Source organism: Carnobacterium jeotgali MS3 (assembly GCF_000745125.1).
Lineage (GTDB): Bacteria > Bacillota > Bacilli > Lactobacillales > Carnobacteriaceae > Carnobacterium_B > Carnobacterium_B jeotgali.
The window spans coordinates 568035-590344 of the sequence record NZ_JQNF01000005.1 but is presented as its reverse complement, the minus strand read 5'-3'; the positions used below and the strand labels follow the sequence as shown (position 1 = coordinate 590344).

Below are 22310 nucleotides of genomic sequence, written 5' to 3'. Positions count from 1 at the left end.
TTCTAAGCTAGTTATTTCAAAAGAACAACTAAGACTAACTTATTTATTTTCAATTACTCTTTGAGAGAAAGTTTACTTGCTCTAACTAAATTCTCTGAAACAACGGATGTATCACTGAAAAAATCAGCTAAGTGTTGTTTCTCTTGAGTAAATAATACCATCAAATAGATAAATGGGAATGTTTTTAAAATGTAACGACCAAAGCCTTCACGAACAAGAACCGTTCCCCAACTTAATTTTTCTTCTTTAAAACTGATGACCCGAATTCCAAAAATAATTTTTCCAATTGTCTGTCCATTTGTCCATTTTGTTACAACAATAAAATAAAAGAGATATACAGCCAATTTGCTTAATGAAAACGCTGAAAAAGGCTCTTCGTTAAGTGGATAGCGCAACACTAAAAATAGCGTTTTAACAATTAATCGATTTAAACTCCAAATAACAATTGAATCAACTGAAAAAGCAAATAATCTAAGCCAAAATCCCGCATAAAAAAAAGCAGGAAAATTGTGAAACGGCTTCCGATGACGTTCTTCTTCTTTTTGTTTTTCTTGCCAATATTTTCTTCTAGCATCTCTAAGTTCTTGTGGACTCTTTGGTTTTTTCTCTTCTGTTTTCATCTCACTTGAGGAAGTTTTAAATGCTGCTTTTTCTGAATGAGTTGTTACTTCATTATTCTCTTCATCTTTTTTCAACCGTTTTGCTCTTTCAAGCTCTGCTTCTTCAGTTGCTAATACTTTCTTCAATTCACCTAAATCTAATTCTTTGGTATCGCCTTTTTTTGTTTGTTTCAATTCTTTTGCATTTTCTGGCTCATTATTTTCCGAAGTTATAGACATATTATTCACCTCCGTAATAATACATCATCTTTGGAGAATCTGGTGTTCCAATAGCAGACACTAATTTACCTAGCTCTGATTCCATTGTTTCACTTGTTTGAAATAAACTGTTTACTTTTGCACTAAACAAAGATGAAAATGATAAAGAAGGTGTTTGATAACTGAAAATCTCTGCATCTTCTAGTTTATAATCTTTTTGAATAGTTTCAAGGGCATCTTCTTGGTAACCAATCTCATCGACTAATCCAAGTTCAACAGCTTGTGCACCATCATAAATGCGTCCATCAGCTATCGTTCTAACTACATCTTCATCCATGCCTCGCCCCTTAACAATTACATCTACAAAGCGATCAAATGATGTATTTACCATTGTTTGTAAAATGGCTGCATCCTCTTCAGTCATTTCTCTAGTGGTAGAACCGATATCTTTAAATTCGCCACTTTTAATAGTTGTATCATCTATCCCTATCTTTTCAAATAATTCAGCGAGATTTGTTCCAGACATAATAACTCCAATTGAGCCAGTCAGCGTTTCTTCAGCAGCAAATATTTTTTCTGCTGGTGCTGAAATATAATAACCGCCGCTGGCAGCCATGCTTCCCATCGAAACATAAATAGGTTTTTTAGTTTTTTCTTGAATTTCAACTAATTTATCTTTAATTTGGGCACTTTCATACGTTCCGCCGCCTGGAGAATTAACAGACAAAATGATTCCTTTAATTGTATCGTCTACCAAAACTTGTTCCAATTGTTGTAAGAATCCATTATGATCGTATCCTGAGTCACCGGTGAAACTAGCTGTTTGACCTGCTAGTATAGTGCCATCTACTGACAATACAACGATTCGCTTTGAACTGTCTCCAGCTTCTATTATACTTTCTTCCAGTTCAGTAGTGCCGAATACACCTAATAAATTATCACTTAATGATTCAGTTGCTTCTTGTTTATCTGCAGTATAAGAAAAATAATTACTGAAAAATAATGAGAAAATAAAAATACCTAGCGCTACACCAATCGCACTCCATCTTTTTGCATTCATCTATAAACCTCCCAAATTTTGTTTCCTTAGTCTATTTTGACAAAACTGATTATGAATAACAAGTTATATTTTTATTGATTTCTTTATATTTTAAAAAAAAAAGAAAACAACGCGAATAAAACTAGTTTACTCGCGTTGTTTGACTGTTAATCTTCAATTTTTGTTGTATGAATGGATAATTCATCCAATTGTGCTTCACTAACTATACTAGGTGCTGAAGTTAATGGATCTGTTGCTTTTCCGTTTTTAGGGAAAGCAATAACTTCACGAATATTTTCTTTGCCTGCAAGCAACATAGCAAAACGATCAAGTCCTAGTGCAATTCCACCATGTGGTGGGAAGCCGTACTCTAATGCCTCTAATAAGAAACCAAATTGTTCTTCAGCTTCTTCTTTTGAAAAGCCTAAAGCAGCAAACATTTTTTCTTGTAAGTCACGTTTATGAATTCTGATAGATCCTCCACCTAATTCGTAACCATTTAACACGATATCATAGGCTTGAGCATAGACTTTGCCAGGATCTGTTTCCAATAATTCTATATCCGATTCTTTTGGCATCGTAAACGGATGATGCGCTGCAGTATAGCGTTTTGCTTCATCGTCATACTCCAATAAAGGCCAGTCAACAATCCAAAGGAAAGCGTACGTTGATTCATCAATCAATTCTAATTCTTTGCCTAATTTCGAACGCAAAGCACCTAATGAATCGTGAACAACTGATTTCTGATCTGCAACAAACAATAATAAGTCGCCAGTTTCTGCCCCCATTTTTTCAATCAAAGCTGCAGCATCATCTTTAAAGAATTTAGCGATAGGACCTTTTAAACCATCCTCTTCAACTTTTAACCATGCCAAGCCTTTAGCTCCGTATACAGAAACAAATTCGCCTAAAGCGTCGATATCTTTTCTAGAGTAATTGCTAGCAGCACCCTTAGCGTTAATCGCCTTAACAGCTCCACCATTTTCAACGGCACCACTAAACACCTTGAAACTAGAGTCTTTAACTAACGCACTAACGTCAACCAATTCTAGCCCAAAACGAACATCCGGTTTATCACTACCATAACGACTAATGGCTTCGTCATACCCCATGCGTGGGAATGGTAACGTTAATTCAACACCTTTAGTATCTTTTAATACTTTAGCTAATAACTCTTCCGTAAATGATTGAATTTCTTCTGGCTCCAAAAAGCTCGTTTCAATATCGACTTGAGTAAATTCAGGTTGACGGTCTCCACGCAAATCTTCATCTCTAAAACAACGCACGATTTGATAATAACGGTCAAACCCAGCACCCATCAACAGTTGTTTGAACAATTGCGGTGATTGCGGTAAGGCATAAAAATGACCTGGGTGAACACGTGAGGGAACCAAGTAATCTCTGGCACCTTCTGGAGTTGATTTTGTTAAATAAGGTGTTTCAGTGTCAATAAAATTGTGATCATCTAAATAATGACGGATTGATTTTGTCATTTGGTGACGTAAAATCATATTTTGCGTCATTTCTGGACGTCTAAGATCTAGGTAACGGTATTGCATTCTCTTATCATCCGATACAGCTACACCATCTTCGATATAAAAAGGCGTTGTTTTTGACGTATTTAAAACAGTTACGTCATATACTTCTACTTCAAGCTCACCTGTTGGAATATTCTTGTTTACAACAGCGGCACTCCGTTCAACAACTTTCCCTTTAATTTCCAGTACAAATTCACTCCGAATATCTTCAGCGATAGCTAAAGCTTCTTTTGAAAAAGTTGGATTGAAAACGATTTGAACAATTCCTTCACGGTCGCGTAGATCGATAAAAATTAAATCACCTAAGTCGCGTCTTTTTTGTACCCATCCTTTTAATACTATTTCTTGCCCTAATAAATCGCGCGAAACTTTCCCGCAATATTCGGTTCTTTTTCCCATTCATTCCAGCTCCTATCACTAATTAATCGTTTTAGTCTTCTTTATTGAAAAAATCATTAAAAGCTGTCATATCTGCTATTTTTAAATTGAATAATTTTTCGAAGTCTTTATAAATTTCTGCTAGCGAAACACTTGATTCTTTGCCTGTTTTCATCACTTTAAAATTTGCTTCTTTTCTTTCAAGTTCTGCATCACCTAAAGTAATAACAACTTTCGCTTTTAATTTTGACGCTGTTTTAAATTGTCCTTTTATTTTACGGTTCATATAATCTCGTTCAGCAGACAATCCTGCTCCACGAATCGCTTGAACAATTTTAAGCGATTCAAGGTTAGTTGCTTCTCCTAACCCAATGACATAGACATCTACCTCATGCGTATCGGGTATGTCAATTTCTTCTGCATCTAATGTCATCATCAAACGTTCCAAACCTAATGCGAAACCAAAACCAGGTGTAGCCGGTCCGCCAACTTCTTCTACTAAACCATCGTAACGTCCACCAGCACAAATCGTTGTGATTGCGCCGAATCCAGGAGCATCGCTCATGACTTCAAAAATTGTATGTGTGTAATAATCTAAACCTCGAACCATATTGCTGTCTACTACAAAAGGAATATTCAAAGCCGTTAACATTGCTTTGACTGCCTCGAAATGCGTTTTTGACTCTTCACTTAAGTAATCCAAAATAGATGGTGCATTCTTCACGATTTCTTTATCATTTTTATCTTTACTATCTAAGACACGTAAAGGATTTTTGTGCAAACGTGTTTGGGAATCTGAACTCAACTCTTCGAAATGAGGTTCTAAATAAGCAATAAGAGCTTCTCTGTAAGCTAAACGACTCTGTGCATCTCCTAATGAATTGATAACTAATGTTAATTTTTCTAATCCAAGTTCTTCAAATAAGGCCATTGCAAGTGCCATTGACTCTACATCAGTTGCTGAATTTGTACTACCGAAAACTTCCACACCTAATTGATGGAATTGTCTCATTCTGCCGCCTTGAGGACGTTCATAGCGGAACATTGGGCCTTTGTAATAAACTTTATAGGGTTTATTGTGTTCTGGACCAAATAATTTATTTTCAACAAACGCACGGACAACTGGTGCAGTCCCTTCTGGACGAAGCGACATATGACGTTCGCCTTTATCATAAAAATCATACATTTCTTTTGAAACGATATCACTTGTTTCGCCTACTCCACGAGAAAATAAATCGTAACTCTCAAAAATTGGTGTTCTTATTTCTCCAAATTGATAGTCAGCCAATACCATATTTAAAATTTCTTCAACATATTGCCATTTTCTTGAATCTTCTGGTAATAAATCAGCGGTTCCTTTTGGTTTTTGAATTGCCATACCTTAACACTCCTTATTTTATACAATTATCATTTATAAAAAAACACAAAAAAATCCTTATTCTGAATAGAATAAGGACGAATGATTGCTCACTATACGCGGTACCACCTTTATTTGAAAGCCTAAGCTTTCCTCAACGATTAACGCTCGTAACGTAACAGCTTTTCACTGCTAACCCTCAAGAATGTCTTTCAGTTAACTCTACGGGAATTTCTTTCAGCCTAAGGAAATTCTCTCTATTCACACGTCAGAACTACTTACTTTTTCTGTCATTGGGTACTTATATATTAAAGTAAGGTTACAAGAAAGACTAGCTAATGTCAAGACTAGAAAGCTAAATGGGTTTCATTTTGCTCTATTAATAAAAAAATACAAAGGAATATTAGGATTTAATTGCATATTAAAGCGCATCATTGCTATAATTGGAAAGTACATAGAATCTATAGTTGGTTGCGTTACCGCCATTAAGAAAGTAGTGAAACTATCAGTGGAAAATAAATTAATATTAAAAAAGCAAAAAAAGTTTGTCACATTGTTCATCATTGCATTGTTTATCGGATTAACTGCTTTCGCTACCGTTGTTCTGGCTAATCAAGGAACCATCAAAGTGGATGCAAGTGTTGTCAATGTCCGAACGGGACCAGGACTATCTTACGACATTATGACACAAGTTACTGGTGGAGAAAAAGTAACCATGTTAACCGAGGAAAACGAATGGTATAAAGTACGTTTAAGCAACGATCAAATCGGCTGGATCGCCAGCTGGCTTATTGAAAATACCGAAGTGAGTGCTGCAACCAATAAAATTGGTGTTGTGACTGGAGAAGAAGTAAACATTCGGAGTGAAAGCAATGCTGATTCGGATATTCTTGGAAAAGTTACAAAAGGAACGGAATTAACTGTGCTGTTTCAACAAGAAGGTTGGACTCAAGTTCAATACTATGGCCAAGTTGCTTGGATTAGTTCAGAATTAATTAAAATGACTGAGTCTGCAACAGAAACAACGACAGTTGCTGTTGCAGAAGAAGAAGATTCCGCACCTATCCAAACGGTTACGACGCGTAGTTCAGGCACAAATATCAGAAACAGCCCTTCAATAGAAAGTGGTGTTGTGACAACTGCTGAAAAAGGGGAAAGCTTCACTTACCTCTCTACGGAAGGCGATTGGTATCAAGTGAAATTACCAGATGGTCAAAAAGGCTATGTAGCCAATTGGGTCGTTGATTTATCTGCAGATCAAACACCAGCTCCTACAGCAAGTGTTACTTCACTAGCTGAAGCTACTATTGTTATCGATGCAGGACACGGTGGGAACGATCCTGGTGCCTTAGCGAATACCTTTTATGAAAAAGAAGTAACGTTAGATACCGCTAAACTTGTTGCTAATCGTTTACGCGATGCTGGAGCAAATGTAATTTTAACTCGATCAGATGATACATTTGTGAGCTTAGATGAACGAGCTGTTATCAGTAACAAATCTAATGCAGACGTCTTTATCAGTTTACACTATGATTCAACTGAACATGCTAATGAGATAAGCGGAACGACAACGTATTACTACCATGATAAAGATATGCCTTTAGCTGAAATCGTTAGTGGGAATTTCCAAGAAAAAGGGCTATTGCCTAACAATGATGTTCGTTTTGGCGATTTCTATGTCACTAGAGAAAATACTCAACCAGCGCTTTTAATTGAGTTGGGTTATCTAAATAATGATGTGGATCAACTCACGGTTAATACCTCAAACTATCAAACAACCGTTGCCGAAATCATTTATCAATCATTAAATCAATATTTTATCCCATAAAAAAGAAGAGCTGATAAGTAGAGCACGTGCTCTACTTATCAGCTCTTTTTCATCTGGAATTTCAGTGTTGTTTACTATCGATAATAATTGTAACCGGACCATCATTTAAAAGAGACACTTTCATATCTGCGCCAAATCCACCCGTTTGAACGGTTAATCCTGTTTCTCTTAAACCAGTATTAAGAGCTTCGTATAATGGAATAGCTGTTTCCGGTTTTGCAGCTTTAATAAAGCTCGGGCGGTTTCCTTTTTTCGTCTCCGCGTATAGTGTAAATTGGGATATAGAGAGGATTTCACCACCCACATCTTCTATGCTTAAATTCATTTTTCCTTCGCTGTCTTCAAAAATCCTCATTTTACTGATTTTGCGCACAAGATAATCAACATCTTCCTGTTGATCTTGCTCTTCAATGCCCACTAATAAGACTAATCCATGAGAAATTTCGCCCACAATGGCCCCTTCAATGGTCACACTTGCTTCTTTTGTTCTTTGAATAACAATTTTCATGTTTACCTATCCCCTTATGCTTTTATTAAAAATTCAACTTAAACTAAAAAAGCAGAAATTTGCCCTAAAGGACAGGGCGTTTTCTGCTTTTTTACTGTTACGGATTAAGAAGTCATCCTTCTCACACTGTATACTTCAGGAATAGATTTTATTTTTTCAACTATTTTATCTAGCTGATGAATATTTTGAATACCCACTGTTAAGGTGATTGTGGCCATTTTATTATTATCTACTTTTCCATTTACATTATTTAAGTTTTTCGTCATGCTGTTTACAATTTGTAAGACTTCATTCAATAGGCCTGAACGATTATAGCCAATAATTTGTAATTCAGCATTGTAATCTTGACTTTTAGAAGTAGTATCTTCCCATTCGACTTCTATTAAGCGATTCTCTGCATCTTTTGCAGCAATAACATTAGGACAATTTTTCCGGTGAATCGAAACTCCTCGTCCTTTTGTAATATAGCCAACAATTTCATCGCCTGGCACAGGATTACAACAACGACTAATGCGGATAAGCAAATTGTCAATTCCTTGAATGACAATTCCGCCTTCGTGTTTTATTTTAATTTTTTCTGGTTCTTTTTTAGTTTTCAATTCAATAGATGTAACTTCTTGAATTTTCTTTTCATTGTCTCGATCTCTACGCTCTTTTTCAGTTAAGCGGTTCGCAACAACCAGAGCTGTTAACTCGCCATACCCTATAGCAGCATATAAATCGTCTTCTGTTGTAAAATTGAAGCGTTCTAAAAGCATTTTGATATTGTTTTTCGTTAAGAAATTTTTCGGTTGGAATTGCATGTCATTCAATTGCTTTTCAAGCATATCGCGGCCTTTTAAGACATTGACTTCACGATCTTGCAATTTAAAGAAACGCTTGATTTTATTTTTAGCTTTACTCGTTGAGACTAAATTAATCCAATCGCGACTTGGTCCGTATGAATTTGGAGACGTTAAGATTTCAATGATATCTCCCGTTTTCAACTTATAATTTAAAGGAACAATTTTTCCATTTACTTTAGCACCAATTGTCTTATTGCCTATCTCTGTATGAATATTAAAAGCAAAATCTAACGGGCCTGCTCCAGAAGGTAGTTCACTAACATCTCCTTTAGGTGTAAAGACGTAAACTTTATCTTTAAAAATATCTTCTTTTACGCTTGCCATAAAGTCGCTGGCATCTTTTGAATCATCTTGCAACTCAATAATATCTCTAAACCACGATATTCTATTTCCTTCAGAATCATCTTCGACTTTTTTAGTAATGCCTTCTTTGTATGCCCAGTGAGCCGCAACACCATACTCAGCTACTGCATGCATTTCTTTTGTTCGGATCTGAACTTCGATAGGCTTACCATATTGGCCAATAACTGTCGTATGAATAGATTGATACATATTTGATTTCGGCATAGCAATGTAATCTTTAAATCTACCAGGCATCGGTTTCCAACGAGTATGAATCGCTCCTAATACGGCATAACAGTCTTTAATTGAATCAACAATAACACGAATTGCTAATAAATCGTAAATTTGATCAAATTGTTTTTTCTGATCGCGCATTTTGCGGTAAATGGAGTAGATGTGTTTCGGTCTACCAGTGATATCGGCTGTTATATTTAACTCTTCAACGGACTCTTGAATTTTTGAAATAGAATCAGAGATATAAGCTTCTCTTTCTTCTCTTTTAGAATTCATTAAATGAACAATTCGGTAGTACTGTTGAGGATTTAAATAGCGCAACGAAGTATCTTCTAATTCCCATTTAATTAAATTAATCCCTAAGCGATGAGCTAACGGAGCGTAAATTTCAAGTGTTTCATTAGCGATACGTCTTTGTTTTTCTGGTCTATGAAATTTTAAGGTCCGTAAATTATGCAAACGGTCAGCTAATTTAACCATAATTACTCTTAAATCTTTTGCCATCGCTAACAACATTTTACGATGATTTTCTGCTTGTTGTTCTTCATGAGATTTAAATTTAATTTTTCCTAACTTGGTAACACCATCTACTAGCATAGCAACTTCTGGCGAAAACTCTCTTGAAATATCTTCAAAAGTATACTCAGTATCTTCTACAACATCATGAAGAAATCCAGTTGCTACAGTTACAGGATCCATTTTCAATTCAGCTAAAATACCCGCAACTTGTATGGGGTGGATAATGTAAGGCTCTCCTGATTTTCTAAATTGATCTTTATGAGCATTTGTAGCAAAATCACAAGCCTTTTTGACAAAAGCCACATGACTGCTATTCATGTAAGTAACGGTTAGCGCAATTACTTCTTGTGCAGTGTAATCTTTATTTTTGGGCATCTTGTCACCTTCTTTTCATTTATCACTAATTTAAGCCTCATTATTCTTTCTTATTTCAACTCGATTAGTATAAAAATAAGCACTCCAAATGGGTGCTTTAAATACTGATTCACCCTATATTATACTCATATTAATGATTAATTTCAATATAAACTCAAAAATCAAAAAATTATGAAAAAAAGAATGCAAGTCACATCAGACTCGCATTCTTTCTACTTTATTTATTCAGTTATTTCATATACGAGTTAGAACCCAATTAACCTTTTACGATTGCTACTCCATTTGAAGAACCTAAGCGAGTTGCTCCTGCTTCAATAAATTGGTGAGCATCTTCAGTCGTACGAACTCCGCCACTAGCTTTAACGCCCATGTCAGGTCCAACAGTAGCACGCATCAATTTGATATCTTCAAGAGTTGCTCCGCCAGTTGAAAAACCAGTAGATGTTTTTACAAAGTCAGCTCCTGCTTTTTTAGCCAATTCACAGGCTCTTACTTTTTCTTCGTCTGTTAATAATGATGTTTCAATAATAACTTTAGATAACGCTTTTCCTTTTGAAACAGCTACAACACTTTCAATATCACTTTGTACTAAAGCGTCGTTTCCGCCTTTAAGCGCACCAATGTTGATAACCATGTCTACTTCAGTAGCACCATTTTTAATCGCATTTTCTGCTTCAAAAGCTTTAACTTCAGCTGTATTAGCTCCTAAAGGAAAACCAATAACGGTACATACAGCTACTTCTGTACCTGCTAATAATTCTGCTGCTTTTTTTACCCAAGTTGGGTTTACACATACAGACATAAAGTTATATTCTGCTGCTTCTTCGCAAAGTGTGATGATTTGTGCTTCCGTTGCTTCTGGTTTTAATAATGTGTGATCAATTGTTTTATTTAATTCTACTGTCATATTATATCCCTCTTTCTTATAGTGATGATAGCATTTTCATTATACCTGACTTTTCAGTCTGGGACAAAAAAGAAATTTCTCATTTATGCATTAACTCAAAATGATACGACGTCGCTGCTAATGCATACAATGGAGCAGTTTCTGTTCTTAAGATTCTAGGACCTAATGCACAAGGCAAAAATCCACTCTCAATAAAGGCATTAACTTCTTCTTTAGACAGACCACCTTCTGGACCAAAAACAATTAATAGTTTCCCTCCAGCAGGCAACAGTTTCAACCCTTTAACAAAATTTTGGTCTTCTCCTGCTTTAGCACTTTCTTCATAAGCAACTAAGCACACATCAAATTGATTTTTCATTTCAACAAGTTGCTTCACTGAAGAAAGTGGTTGAACGGTCGGTATTTTTGTGCGATGCGATTGTTCAGCTGCTTCTTGAGCAATTTTTTGTAATCGCTCGGTTTTCTTAGCCGCTTTTTTCGCATCCCATTTTGTGATGGAAAAAGAACCTGCAAATGGAATAAACGCATGCGCACCTAATTCAGTTCCTTTTTGGATGATCAAATCCAACTTATCTCCTTTAGGTAATCCACTTGCAATCGTTACTTCAATCGGTAATTCTTGTTGCCTAAGATCATCTTCTACCCAATGTAATAAAACCTCTTGATCTTCAATTGCATTTATTTCAGCAATAAAAGCTTTTTGATCTTTGGTTACAAGGTAGACACGATGACCAACTTTCATCCGCATCACTTTTACCATGTGATGAAAACTATCTCCATCAATTGAAATGGTTTGATTTTGATAGTCTGTTAAGTCATCTTTTAGAAAATAACGTTGCATCTATTCATCCTCCGCTAAAGGTTTTTGAGCGACAATACTGCACCAATCTTTCATTTGTTGCACTTGAATAATTGTAAAACCTTGTTTCTTTTGATCTGAAAGAATCAGTTCTTTTTTATCTTCAATAATCCCTGACGTTAAAAATAGCCCGCCTGGTTTCAATGCTTCATAAGCTTCTGGTATAAGAGGAACAATAATCTCAGCTAAAATATTTGCTACAACGATATCAGCTTCAATCGTTACGCCTTTCAACAAATCATTGGCTTTAACAACTACATCTTTCGCATAGTCATTTAAATCGATATTTTCCACAGCTGCTTTGACTGCAACATCATCTAAGTCATACGCGTGGACATGTTTAGCGCCTAAAGCTTTACTTGCAATGCTCAATACTCCTGAACCTGTCCCCACATCTAAAATCGTTTCATTTCCACGAATATAGGTTTCTAGAGCTTGTAAGGAAAGAATCGTCGTTGGATGCGTACCTGTACCAAATGCTAAACCTGGATCTAAGCGAATCACACGCTCATCCGCATGTTGCACTTCGTAATCTTCCCAACTTGGGACAACGGTTAAAAAGCGGGTCACTTGCAATGGACGGTAATATTTTTTCCAAGCGGTTGCCCAGTTCTCTTCCGTTACTTCTTCAATTTTCAATCTATTTGGGGCAATCGTTAAACCAAAACTCTCTAAAGCTTTGATTCTTTGTTGAATGCTAGGAACCAATTCAGGTAAAAAAAGCGTGTCTGAAAAATAAGCTTTGATAATAACGCCTTCTTTAGAAAAGTCGGCTTCATCTAAGGCCCAGATTTCACCAAAACCATCATCCGGTGTATTTAAAAAATCTTGTCTATCTTCAATCGCAACTCCTTGCGAGCCAGATTCAATCAGAATATTTGAAACAGCATCTACCGCTTCATTTGAGGTTTGTATTTGTAATTCAGTCCACTTCATTTTATCGCTTTGCCTCCAATTAACAATTTTCTTCGGTTAATTTAATATTTTGGATAAAGTAGTTTCTCTTCACTATATCGATTGATATCTTTCAACGTTTTAATTGTTCCGTCAAAATTCAGATCATTCCAGTTTAATTCAAATTCTTCAATTGCTGGATCAGTAGCAAAATCTAACAAATCAGATTGGCCTTCTGTTACAACGATGCGCAAGGTTTTAAGTATGGCATCAATATACCCTTTTTCGACACCCATTTTAAAATCAAACGGAAACGCTTTTAAATAATTATCCATTTGGATCTTTGATTTCTTAGGGTCAAAGAAACAGATTGCGTCTTCAAACTGAATGATTTCATTTTGTGTAGCTGTTCCTTCAATATCTTCAATAATAATATTATTTTCTTTCTGTTCTGCAAAAATTGAAAAATATACCTCAATAACATGCTGTTTTTTATTCCATTCTAATTTCCAATCAAATTCAAAATCACTTTCTTCTAACGCTTCACCTAAATAATCTACTAGTGTTTCTTGTGCCATTCTTTTTCGCCTCCATTAATTTGTTGGTTCATCCCAGCCGAAATCTGCTTCAATTTTACCTTTTTTTCTTGACACATATGGATTTCCTGCAACAGTATACCGAAGCGGCGCATCCGTCCATTTCCCTTTATTTGGAATGCCAATTCTAGGCGATACTTCAATTTTCTTAGGGCTTTTTCTTGTGTCGACATCAATTCTTAAAGGAGGATCCCAGGCAAGTGTGCCGTCATCCAACTTAGTGATGTTCATTGCCTTTGTTAATTTACCAGGGCCATCGGTTACTACAAAACCAGCTTTCCCTCTCCGTTCAGCCATTAAATCCATACCTGTATAAGGTTCAATAGCTCGAATTAAAATTGCTTCTGGTTTTCCTTCTTCTTGAACAACGACATTCAACATTAGATGAGTGTGCATACTATAGATGTAAATCGTTCCTGATTCTTTGTACATAGATGCTAAACGAGGCGTCTTCTTTAACCCATAACTATGAGCCGCTCCATCTATTTCGCCTAAATAAGCTTCCGTCTCAACGATCCAACCCGATGTCACCCCTTCATCAGTTTCTTTGATGACTAAACACCCCAATAAGTCTTGAGCGATTTCTTCCGTTGTTTTAGTGTGATCTGTCCAAAAATCCAATTTTATTCCTCTTTCTTGTTTTGTTCATTTTTAGTGATTGTTTCTTCAAGTTCTAGTATACAATAAAATAACACTTAGATAAAAAGAAAGTCATTTTTAAGATTGATAATTAAATAAATCACTTTGAAATTTTCATTGTGTTTAATTTATAAATTTCTCAAACTATTATTTTTCGCCGACTTGAATATTAGTAACCTTTAATGAATGTTACTTCCCCTTCATCAGATGTTGGTGGTTGGAAATTTTCGTAATATTGAGCTGCAGTTTGTTTGTCTAACATAATATCATTAGGATTCTTTCCTTTTCGGTCGGAAATTCTTTGCAAAGTAATTTCTTTAGGGGTAACGATTACAATGATCTCTGGTTTTATTCCGAATGGAACCAGCATATTTCTATATTCATCACGCATTTCACGTGACCAAAAGGAATAATCTAGAACAACATTTTCATTTTTTGTAATTAGTGCTTTTAACTTTAGATCAAGAACCGTTTTGATTTCATCGTAAACATCAGGTGGCAGTGGGTGAACTGTGAGTCCTCTATTAAATGACTCTACATCATAAGATAAACGAACGAATCCTTGTTGTTTTAACATCTGAGCATAAGTCGACTTTCCTGATCCTGCTGTTCCACACATGAAAATAACTCTGCTTGTTGAATAATATGGCTCTTTCATCTGAAATACCTCCATAGTTTATAGTTCCCTTCAAGGATCGTTCATCTGTCCGATTATTAAATTTTTAATACTTAAACTTAATCTCGGATTAACGAAATTCATCTTGGTGCTTTTCGAAAAAATTATAATAGGTTTGAATATTTTCTAACTGTGACCGTTTTTTCATGCCTGCTAATTCTGAGTCTAAGTCATAAAAATTTTAACTTTTCAGAAATGATATTTAATACTGTAGTTTTCCCATAATTATTTCTCCCATAAAGAATCGTAATGGAATCAAAATTAATTCTTTCTAAACTGTGTTTGACCAAAGTTTGAAAGGGATAAAAAAAATCATAGATTGTTTGTTTGATTTTGAGGAAAAAGTCAACTTTTGTTTCTATATTAGGAAATGAAATTGAACTTAAATAGTTCATAATAATTTCCTTTCTAGAACATCTTCAATTTAATTATCATTATGAAGGAAGATTATTATGAAGTAAACTAAGTATCCTTTTTGTTGTTCTTATTTAGATCATGTACAACAATAGTGCTTTTCATTTGATGCTGCATTAATTTTTTATTTTTTTAGATACACAACCTAATATTTACGACAGTTAAAAAGGTCCTCTCCAACAATTGGAAAGCACCTTTTATAACAATTGTTTAGTTCATTTCAAACGCACCCGTGTAAAGTTGGTAGTATTCCCCTTTTTGAGTAATCAATTCATCATGAGATCCTCTTTCAATGATACGTCCTTGTTTCATTACCATGATGGCATCTGAATTGCGAACCGTTGAAAGTCGATGAGCAATAACAAATACCGTTCTCCCTTTCATCAGCGCATCCATCCCACTTTGGACAACCGATTCTGTCCGTGTATCAATACTTGAAGTAGCTTCGTCAAGAATCAAGACTGGCGGATTCGCTACGGCTGCTCTAGCAATTGCAAGTAATTGTCTTTGTCCCTGAGAAAGTGAACCGCCATCGCCCGTTAATTCAGTATTGTAACCATGTGGCAATTGTCTGATAAAGAAGTCGGCATTTACTAATTTTGCAGCTGCTTCCACTTCTTCATCACTAGCATCTAAACGTCCGTAACGAATATTGTCTTTTATCGTTCCGGTGAACAAATGCGTATCTTGTAGTACAATGCCTAATGATCTTCTCAAATCATCTTTCTTGATTTTCTTGACATCAATCCCATCATAAGTGATGGCTCCTTCTTGAATATCATAAAAGCGATTAATTAGATTGGTGATCGTTGTTTTCCCAGCACCAGTTGCGCCAACAAAAGCAATTTTTTGACCTGGTTTTGCAAATAAATTAATGTTGTGAAGAATCGTTTTATTGGTATTGTATCCAAATGTAACATCTTTAAAACGCACATCACCCGTCAATTCTTTATAGATAGCTTCCTGAGCAGCTGTTGTTTGTTTCCAAGCCCAACTACCTGTACGTTGACTAGCTTCCTCGATTGTTCCGTCAGCTTGTTTAGTGACATTGACTAATTCAATTGTTCCTTCATCTTCTTCAGGTTTTTCATCTAACAAATTAAAAATACGTTCTGCACCCGCTAAAGACAAAATAACTGCATTAAACTGTTGCGAAATTTGAGCTACTGGCATGGTAATACTTTTTGTAAACTGAACAAAAGATGCAACACTCCCTACTGTTAACGCTGTAAGTCCCGTAATCGAGAGAATAGCTCCGATCACTGCGGTCAATAAATACATAAAATTTCCAATATTTGCCATAATTGGCATTAAAATATTTGCATACGTATTTGCTTTCGTCGCATTTTCTCTTAGTTCCTCATTTAATTCACTAAAATCAGCAATTGCCTCTTCTTCATGATTAAATACTTTCACGACTTTTTGGCCCTCAATCATTTCTTCCACGTACCCATTTAACGTTCCCAATGCTTTTTGTTGGATTGAGAAGTAAAGACCACTCTTGCTCCCAATTGTGCGAATCACAGCAACCATGATACCTACCATACATAAAACAAATAACGTCATTGGTATATTAATGATAAGCATCGCAATAATAATCGATAAAATCATAATCAGCGAAGAAAAAATCTGTGGAATGGATTGGCTAATCATTTGTCTTAACGTATCCGTATCATTCGTATAATGACTCATAATATCACCCGTTGCATTGCTATCAAAGTAACGAATCGGCAAAGACTCCATATGTGTAAACATTTCATCACGAATATCTTTTAAGATGCCTTGAGACACTGTGACCATTGTACGGTTAAAGATGTAAGTGAATATAGCACCGGTTAAATACAATAGTGCCATCCAACCAATAATACGCGCTAGATTCGAAAAATCAGGCGTTTCTTGAGTCAGTAAAGGTGCAATGTAATCATCGATCAATGTCTTTGTAAAACTAATTCCAATCGCATTGGTTGCAGCACTAATGATGATACTGACCACTACGATGATGATGCGTAATTTGTATTGTTTCGTTGCATAAGAAAGAATACGTTTGAATATTTTTAACGGACTAACAGCTGGTCGCGTAATCGGTTTATTCTTCAACTATCGTCCCTCCTTTTATTTGAGAATCGTATACTTCTTTATAAATTTTATTATTTTTCAACAATTCGTCATGTGTCCCAATCCCATCGATCTTACCTTCTTCTAATACGATGATGCGGTCAGAATCTTGGATAGATGAAATGCGTTGCGACACAATGATTTTTGTTGTATTTGGAATTTCTTCTATGAATGCTTTTCGAATATAAGCATCTGTTTTTGTATCCACTGCACTTGTTGAATCATCTAAAATCAAGATTTTAGGCTGCTTTAATAACGCACGTGCAATCGTTAACCGTTGTTTTTGTCCACCTGATACATTTGAACCGCCTTGGTCAAGGACCGTTTCATAGTTATCCGGAAATCCTTGAACAAACTCATCTGCTTGGGCTAATTTAGCCACACGCTGAATTTCTTCTTTGGAAGCTTCTTTATTTCCCCATTTTAAGTTGTCGCTAATCGTTCCAGAAAACAACGTGTTTTTTTGCAATACCATTGCGATTTGATCACGCAAGGTCACTAAATCATAGTCTTTTACATTATGACCTGAAACATATACTTCTCCTTCAGTTGCATCGTAAAGTCTTGGAATTAATTGAATCAGTGAGCTTTTCCCACTCCCAGTTCCGCCAATAATCCCAATTGTTTCGCCAGATTTGATTGTAAAGTTGATTTGACTTAAATCAGCTTCCTCAGACAACTCATTGTATTTAAATTGAACATTTCTAAATTCAATCTCCCCATTCTCAATGGTCATTAGCGGGTTTTCTGGATTAGACAATGAGGCTTTTTCATTTAAGACTTCAGTAACACGCTCTACTGAAGCTTCAGAAATAACAATCATGACAAAAATCATTGATATCATCATGATGCTGCTTAAAATTTGCATCATATACGTAATAAAACTCGTTAATTCCCCCGTGCTCATTGTTCCGCCGACAACATATTTTGCTCCAAACCAATAAACGAGCAGTAAACAAGAATAAATTGCAATCTGCATAACCGGAGCATTAAGGGCCGTAATTTTTTCAGCTTTCGTAAATAGGTTTTTGATATCTGCAGAAGCTACTTTAAATTTTTCGATTTCTTTTTCTTCACGCACAAATGATTTTACAACCCGTACACCGTTAATATCTTCTTGCACAGTTTGATTTAATCGATCGTATTTTTTGAAAACTTTTATAAAATAAGGATGTACACGATAGATTAAGCCGATTAAAATAAATGCGACTATCGGAACAATAATTAAAATAGTTAACGACAATTTCAAATTCGTATAAGCTGCCATTGCAAACGCAAAGGCAATCATGAAAGGTGCTCGAATAATCGTTTTTAAAACCATTTGAAAAGCCATTTGAATATTTGTAATATCTGTTGTCAGTCTGGTAATTAGGCTTGATGAAGAATATTTATCAATATTATCAAATGCAAATGTTTGAATATTTTCGTAGATGTCTTGACGAAGATTTGTTGAAAGTCCTACTGCAGCATCGGAAGAAAATTTCCCGCCCAGTACTCCAAACAACATAGAAAAACAAGCCAACACAAACATTAGTGAACCTATTTTCAAAACATAGCTAAGATCGCCTGCTATCAACCCTTTATCAATAATTTTTGCCATGAGAAAGGGGATGAATATCTCAACAGCAACTTCTAATGCCATAAAAAGCATCGTTAAATAGGCTGGTTTCTTATATTGTCGCAAAGATTGCATTAATTTTTTATACATTATTCTTATCCTCTCCTTTTAATCGAGCAAGTATGCCTGCTCCATTAAATCATGAATCCGGTAAATTGTTTTTATTGTTAAACGCATCTCTTCTTCAGGAATAGCTTTTAAAACCTGACTATTTTCTTGATGAAAATCATGAAAAACTGTTTGATATAATGCTAACCCTTTTTTGGTTAACTGAATATTTACTACTCGCTTATCGTTTAGGTTTGATTCTTTTTTTATATAATTTAAATCTTCTAGCGTTGCGATGTTTTTTGTAACACTAGGTAACGTTACACCAATAGACTCAGCAATGTCACTGACACGTACCTCAGTTAACTCCTTTGATAAGTTATACAATGTTTTGATAATATAAACGTGTCTTTTTTGTAATTCAGGAGGTGGTTCAGGTAAGAACCGTAACGTTTGTTTGGCGCTAAAACAGGCATCAATATATTTTTCAGATAGATGACTATCCATGGCTTTTTCTCCTTTCAAATTAAGTTACTTAACATAGTTACTATAGGTAACTATGTTAGCAAAAAAAAGAATAAATAGATAGTTAAATCTACTTATTCTTTCAAAGTAATTTTATTTAGTCTTTATTTTCTTTTACCTAAGCTTGTTAAAAATTTAACTGTCTCTGGATCGTAATGAGAGAAAAACAAACTTTCTTTTTGGTTTAATCCTAGAATCGTTGCCATTTCTTCATCCGTCAATGAAAAGTTAAAGACATCAAAATTTTGAATCATACGCTCTTTTGTGACTGTTTTAGGAATGACCACAATATTCCGTTGAATCAAATACCGTAAAGCAACTTGCGCTACAGATTTGCCATAGTTCTCACCGATTTTTTTCAATGTTTCATTGTTAAAGAAATCATTTCTCCCTTCAGCGAATGGTCCCCATGATTCAATTTGAGTATTGTATTCTTCCATAATACTTTGAGCTTCTACTTGTTGGTTAAATACATGCGTTTCAACTTGGTTCACCATAGGTTTGATTTCGCTGAACTCAGCAATATCAATAAAACGGTCCGGATAAAAATTACTAACCCCAATGGCTTTTATTTTTCCTGCTCTATAATATTCCTCCATCGCACGATAAGTTCCATAGTAATCATTAAACGGTTGGTGGATCAAAACCAAATCCAAATAATCAGTTTGCAATTTTTCCATAGACTCTTCGATGGAAGCTTTTGCTTTTTCATATCCTGCATTTGAGATCCAAACTTTTGTTGTGATAAAAAAGTCTTCACGAGGAATTCCGCTCTTCTTCACAGCATTTCCAACAGCAGATTCATTCCCGTAGGCTTGTGCGGTATCAATTGAACGATACCCTACCTCAATGGCTTCACTTACAACACGTTCACATTCTTCAAGATCATTTACTTGATACACTCCATAACCTAAAATTGGCATTTTTATGCCATTTGCTAACGTAACTAATTCCATTTAATTGGCCTCCATGTTTTTATTTTACTTATTTCTCTATGAAAAACCAACAATGCGATGTGGAATATAGGGTTCTTCTAAAAATTGAACATCTTCTTGAGTAAGTTTAAAATCTACCGCAGCAACAGCTGTTTCTACATGTTCGAGTTTAGTTGCTCCAATGATCGGTGCAGCTACCCCCTCTTTTTGCAAGAGCCATGCAAGTGCTACATGCACTCTACTGACTTCATAACGTTCCGCTAGTTGTGCAACTCTTTCAATAATTTCAAGATCCTGATCAGCTGTTTTGTCATATTTAAGACGCGCTATCTTATCCGTGTCTGTACGTTTTGTCTGAATCGATAAATCTCGTGTCAAGCGACCTGAAGCTAAAGGACTATAGGGCGTCAGAGAAATTTTTTCTGATAAGCAATAAGGAATCATCTCGCGTTCTTCTTCACGGTAGATTAAATTCAAATGATCTTGCATAGATATAAATTTAGTCCACCCATTCCGTTCTGCTATATTTTGTGCTTTTTGAAATTGCCAAGCATACATTGAAGAAGCACCAATATATCTTGCTTTACCAGATTTCACGATATCATGCAGTACTTCCATCGTTTCCTCTATGGGCGTATCATAATCCCAGCGATGAGTAATATATAAATCAACATAATCGGTTTGCAATCGTTCTAAACTTTGGTCAATTTGAGAAAGAACAGCTTTTCTTGATAGACCTCCACCGTTTGGACCATCAAACATATGACCATGGACTTTTGTTGCTAATACGATCTCATCTCGATTAGCATACTCTTTTAATGCTTTTCCTAAAATTTCTTCACTTTTCCCAATTGAGTAAATATTCGCAGTATCAAAAAAATTGATACCCAGTTCCAATGCTCGTTTAATAATCGGGAGACTTTCATTTTCATTTAATACCCATTTGTGAATCCATTTTTCTGGATCTCCAAAACTCATTGCTCCTAGACAAATCCTTGAAACATCCATTCCTGTATTTCCTAGTTTAGTATATTCCATCTATTCACCCCTTAACTAATAATGAAGCTATCTCATAAGGTTCATTTTACTAAATGATGCTTGTTCTTACTACTCAAAAGCCTTTTCAATAAAAGTTACCTTATTAGTGACCAGGATACACCTTGAAGTGAACTTTAAGTCAAGTAAAAACAACTTTTTTTTAATGAAGAAAATTCAATATTCCTTGGACTATGTTAATCATAAAAGTAAAATAACTGAGTCGTCGATTGCTCAATTAAATTGAGTTCAGTTCCCACTTTTGCCCAATGTAGTTACTTTTTTAAAAACAGAATAAGACTCCCCTATGTTAGTGGACTTTGCATTAGGATAATCTGATTCCATATACCAGTGTCTATAATCTTATTGATTGATGATGACATTATTTTTTATGAGCCTAGTTTTTTTATTCTGTATGCTAGCTAAAATACTCATAGCTTTTTGATAATCTACGTTAGGGCTTCCATCTAAATTATTATCTGTGATCTCAAACCCTAGTTTTTGATACAAGTGAATTGCTGCATAACTCCACGTTTGAGTGTGCAGATAAATAGGTGAATTTTTTTCAAGTTCTTGCAATAGTTTAAGAGTTCGATTTACCATTGCTTTTGCGAGTCCTTTTCCTTGATAACCTGGTTTTACAGCTACCCAATGAACTAATGGGTAACGCACACCATTCGGTGATTCCTTCCACCAAGCTGAGCATGTGCCAACCTTTTCTCCTGAAGAATCTACGACAAATAACAATCGCGTTCTCAGATCTTTAGAGTATGGCGCAAATTTTTCCTCGAAGTAATTCAATGCTAGTCCCTCATTCTCAAATTCCGAAACAGCCGTTTCAATGGCTGCCCATACTACTTCATCGCCCTCTTGATAACTTTTAAAGTAAAAACCTTCAGGTAAAACGGGTTCATTAACTGGAAGATTTTTTGAACGATACATCCAAATTTCCGCATATGGAATTGTTTTATCTAACAAAAAAGCACCATCTTTCTTTTATTGTTGAAAATAATTAACGATTTTTAGAACATTATACTTAAGACCTACTCTTTCAATCTTTTATTCATGCCACAACAAATGACTCGAATAATAAAATTTTAAATATACTTAATTTTATTATAATACTAGCACTATTTATAAGAAAGTGTTTTAAATACGTTTATATAACTCATGAACTAGTTAGTACAGAAGACTCAATATTTGAGTTTCATTTTTAAACCTCTTATTTTCTTTTGGATAGAACTATTTTTTATGTGTGTTCGCTTTAC

Annotated in this window: 19 protein-coding genes and 1 other annotated feature; of the genes, 1 reads left to right on the top strand and 18 read right to left on the bottom strand. The window is 35.2% G+C overall.

Features of this window, described 5'->3' with window-relative positions; all coding sequences use genetic code 11:
• Positions 1-53: 53 nt before the first annotated feature.
• The 4 genes from BP18_RS05280 to hisS all read right to left on the bottom strand — a co-directional run bounded on the left by BP18_RS05280 (position 54) and on the right by hisS (position 5151).
• Complete coding sequence (locus BP18_RS05280) at positions 54-839, bottom strand: RDD family protein (RefSeq protein WP_051926201.1); 786 nt, start codon at positions 837-839, stop codon at positions 54-56.
• A gap of 1 nt (position 840) precedes the next feature.
• Positions 841-1878, bottom strand: a complete 1038-nt coding sequence (gene sppA / locus BP18_RS05275; protein WP_029277569.1) for a signal peptide peptidase SppA — start codon at positions 1876-1878, stop codon at positions 841-843.
• Between the two features lie 146 nt (positions 1879-2024).
• Positions 2025-3794: an aspartate--tRNA ligase gene (aspS, locus tag BP18_RS05270; RefSeq protein ID WP_029277571.1), complete on the bottom strand. Its 1770-nt coding sequence runs from the start codon at positions 3792-3794 to the stop codon at positions 2025-2027.
• Between the two features lie 31 nt (positions 3795-3825).
• Positions 3826-5151, bottom strand: a complete 1326-nt coding sequence (gene hisS, locus BP18_RS05265; protein WP_029277573.1) for a histidine--tRNA ligase — start codon at positions 5149-5151, stop codon at positions 3826-3828.
• Positions 5152-5221: 70 nt separating this feature from the next.
• Positions 5222-5433 (bottom strand) — a binding site (T-box leader).
• A gap of 205 nt (positions 5434-5638) precedes the next feature.
• Here hisS and BP18_RS05260 point away from each other — a divergent pair.
• Complete coding sequence (locus tag BP18_RS05260) at positions 5639-6958, top strand: N-acetylmuramoyl-L-alanine amidase (protein ID WP_029277575.1); 1320 nt, start codon at positions 5639-5641, stop codon at positions 6956-6958.
• Positions 6959-7019: 61 nt separating this feature from the next.
• On the opposite strand, the gene dtd is transcribed toward BP18_RS05260, so the two are convergent.
• The 14 genes from dtd to BP18_RS05185 all read right to left on the bottom strand — a co-directional run bounded on the left by dtd (position 7020) and on the right by BP18_RS05185 (position 22020).
• Entirely contained in the window at positions 7020-7466 is a 447-nt protein-coding gene (gene dtd / locus BP18_RS05255; protein WP_029278304.1) for a D-aminoacyl-tRNA deacylase, read from the bottom strand.
• A gap of 104 nt (positions 7467-7570) precedes the next feature.
• Complete coding sequence (locus BP18_RS05250; protein ID WP_029278306.1) at positions 7571-9781, bottom strand: RelA/SpoT family protein; 2211 nt, start codon at positions 9779-9781, stop codon at positions 7571-7573.
• A 256-nt stretch (positions 9782-10037) separates the two neighbouring features.
• Complete coding sequence (deoC, locus tag BP18_RS05245; RefSeq protein WP_029278308.1) at positions 10038-10688, bottom strand: deoxyribose-phosphate aldolase; 651 nt, start codon at positions 10686-10688, stop codon at positions 10038-10040.
• A gap of 79 nt (positions 10689-10767) precedes the next feature.
• Positions 10768-11529 carry a 16S rRNA (uracil(1498)-N(3))-methyltransferase gene (locus BP18_RS05240; protein WP_029278310.1) on the bottom strand — a complete coding sequence of 254 codons (762 nt, stop codon included), beginning with the start codon at positions 11527-11529 and terminating at the stop codon, positions 10768-10770.
• The gene (gene prmA / locus BP18_RS05235; protein WP_029278312.1) at positions 11530-12483 is read right to left on the bottom strand and encodes a 50S ribosomal protein L11 methyltransferase; all 954 of its coding nucleotides are present in this window, start codon (positions 12481-12483) and stop codon (positions 11530-11532) included.
• A gap of 41 nt (positions 12484-12524) precedes the next feature.
• Positions 12525-13019, bottom strand: coding sequence for a DUF3013 family protein (locus tag BP18_RS05230; RefSeq protein WP_007724459.1), 495 nt, complete (start codon positions 13017-13019; stop codon positions 12525-12527).
• Between the two features lie 15 nt (positions 13020-13034).
• A complete protein-coding gene (locus tag BP18_RS05225; protein WP_029278314.1) occupies positions 13035-13658 on the bottom strand; it encodes a DNA-3-methyladenine glycosylase in 624 nt (207 codons plus the stop codon).
• Positions 13659-13845: 187 nt separating this feature from the next.
• Complete coding sequence (locus tag BP18_RS05220; protein WP_007724461.1) at positions 13846-14334, bottom strand: AAA family ATPase; 489 nt, start codon at positions 14332-14334, stop codon at positions 13846-13848.
• 642 nt (positions 14335-14976) lie between these two features.
• Positions 14977-16863, bottom strand: a complete 1887-nt coding sequence (locus tag BP18_RS05210) for an ABC transporter ATP-binding protein (RefSeq protein WP_029278318.1) — start codon at positions 16861-16863, stop codon at positions 14977-14979.
• Positions 16853-18589 (bottom strand): ABC transporter ATP-binding protein, encoded by a 1737-nt coding sequence (locus tag BP18_RS05205; protein ID WP_029278320.1) that lies wholly within the window; start codon positions 18587-18589, stop codon positions 16853-16855. Before BP18_RS05205 ends, BP18_RS05210 begins: the two co-directional genes overlap by 11 nt.
• An 18-nt stretch (positions 18590-18607) precedes the next feature.
• Positions 18608-19054: a MarR family winged helix-turn-helix transcriptional regulator gene (locus BP18_RS05200; protein ID WP_007724468.1), complete on the bottom strand. Its 447-nt coding sequence runs from the start codon at positions 19052-19054 to the stop codon at positions 18608-18610.
• Between the two features lie 122 nt (positions 19055-19176).
• On the bottom strand, positions 19177-20028 hold the full coding sequence (locus BP18_RS05195; protein ID WP_007724471.1) for an aldo/keto reductase: 852 nt from the start codon (positions 20026-20028) through the stop codon (positions 19177-19179).
• 36 nt (positions 20029-20064) lie between these two features.
• Positions 20065-21045 carry an aldo/keto reductase gene (locus BP18_RS05190; RefSeq protein WP_007724472.1) on the bottom strand — a complete coding sequence of 327 codons (981 nt, stop codon included), beginning with the start codon at positions 21043-21045 and terminating at the stop codon, positions 20065-20067.
• A 360-nt stretch (positions 21046-21405) separates the two neighbouring features.
• Positions 21406-22020, bottom strand: coding sequence for a GNAT family N-acetyltransferase (locus BP18_RS05185; protein ID WP_029278322.1), 615 nt, complete (start codon positions 22018-22020; stop codon positions 21406-21408).
• Positions 22021-22310: the final 290 nt, after the last annotated feature.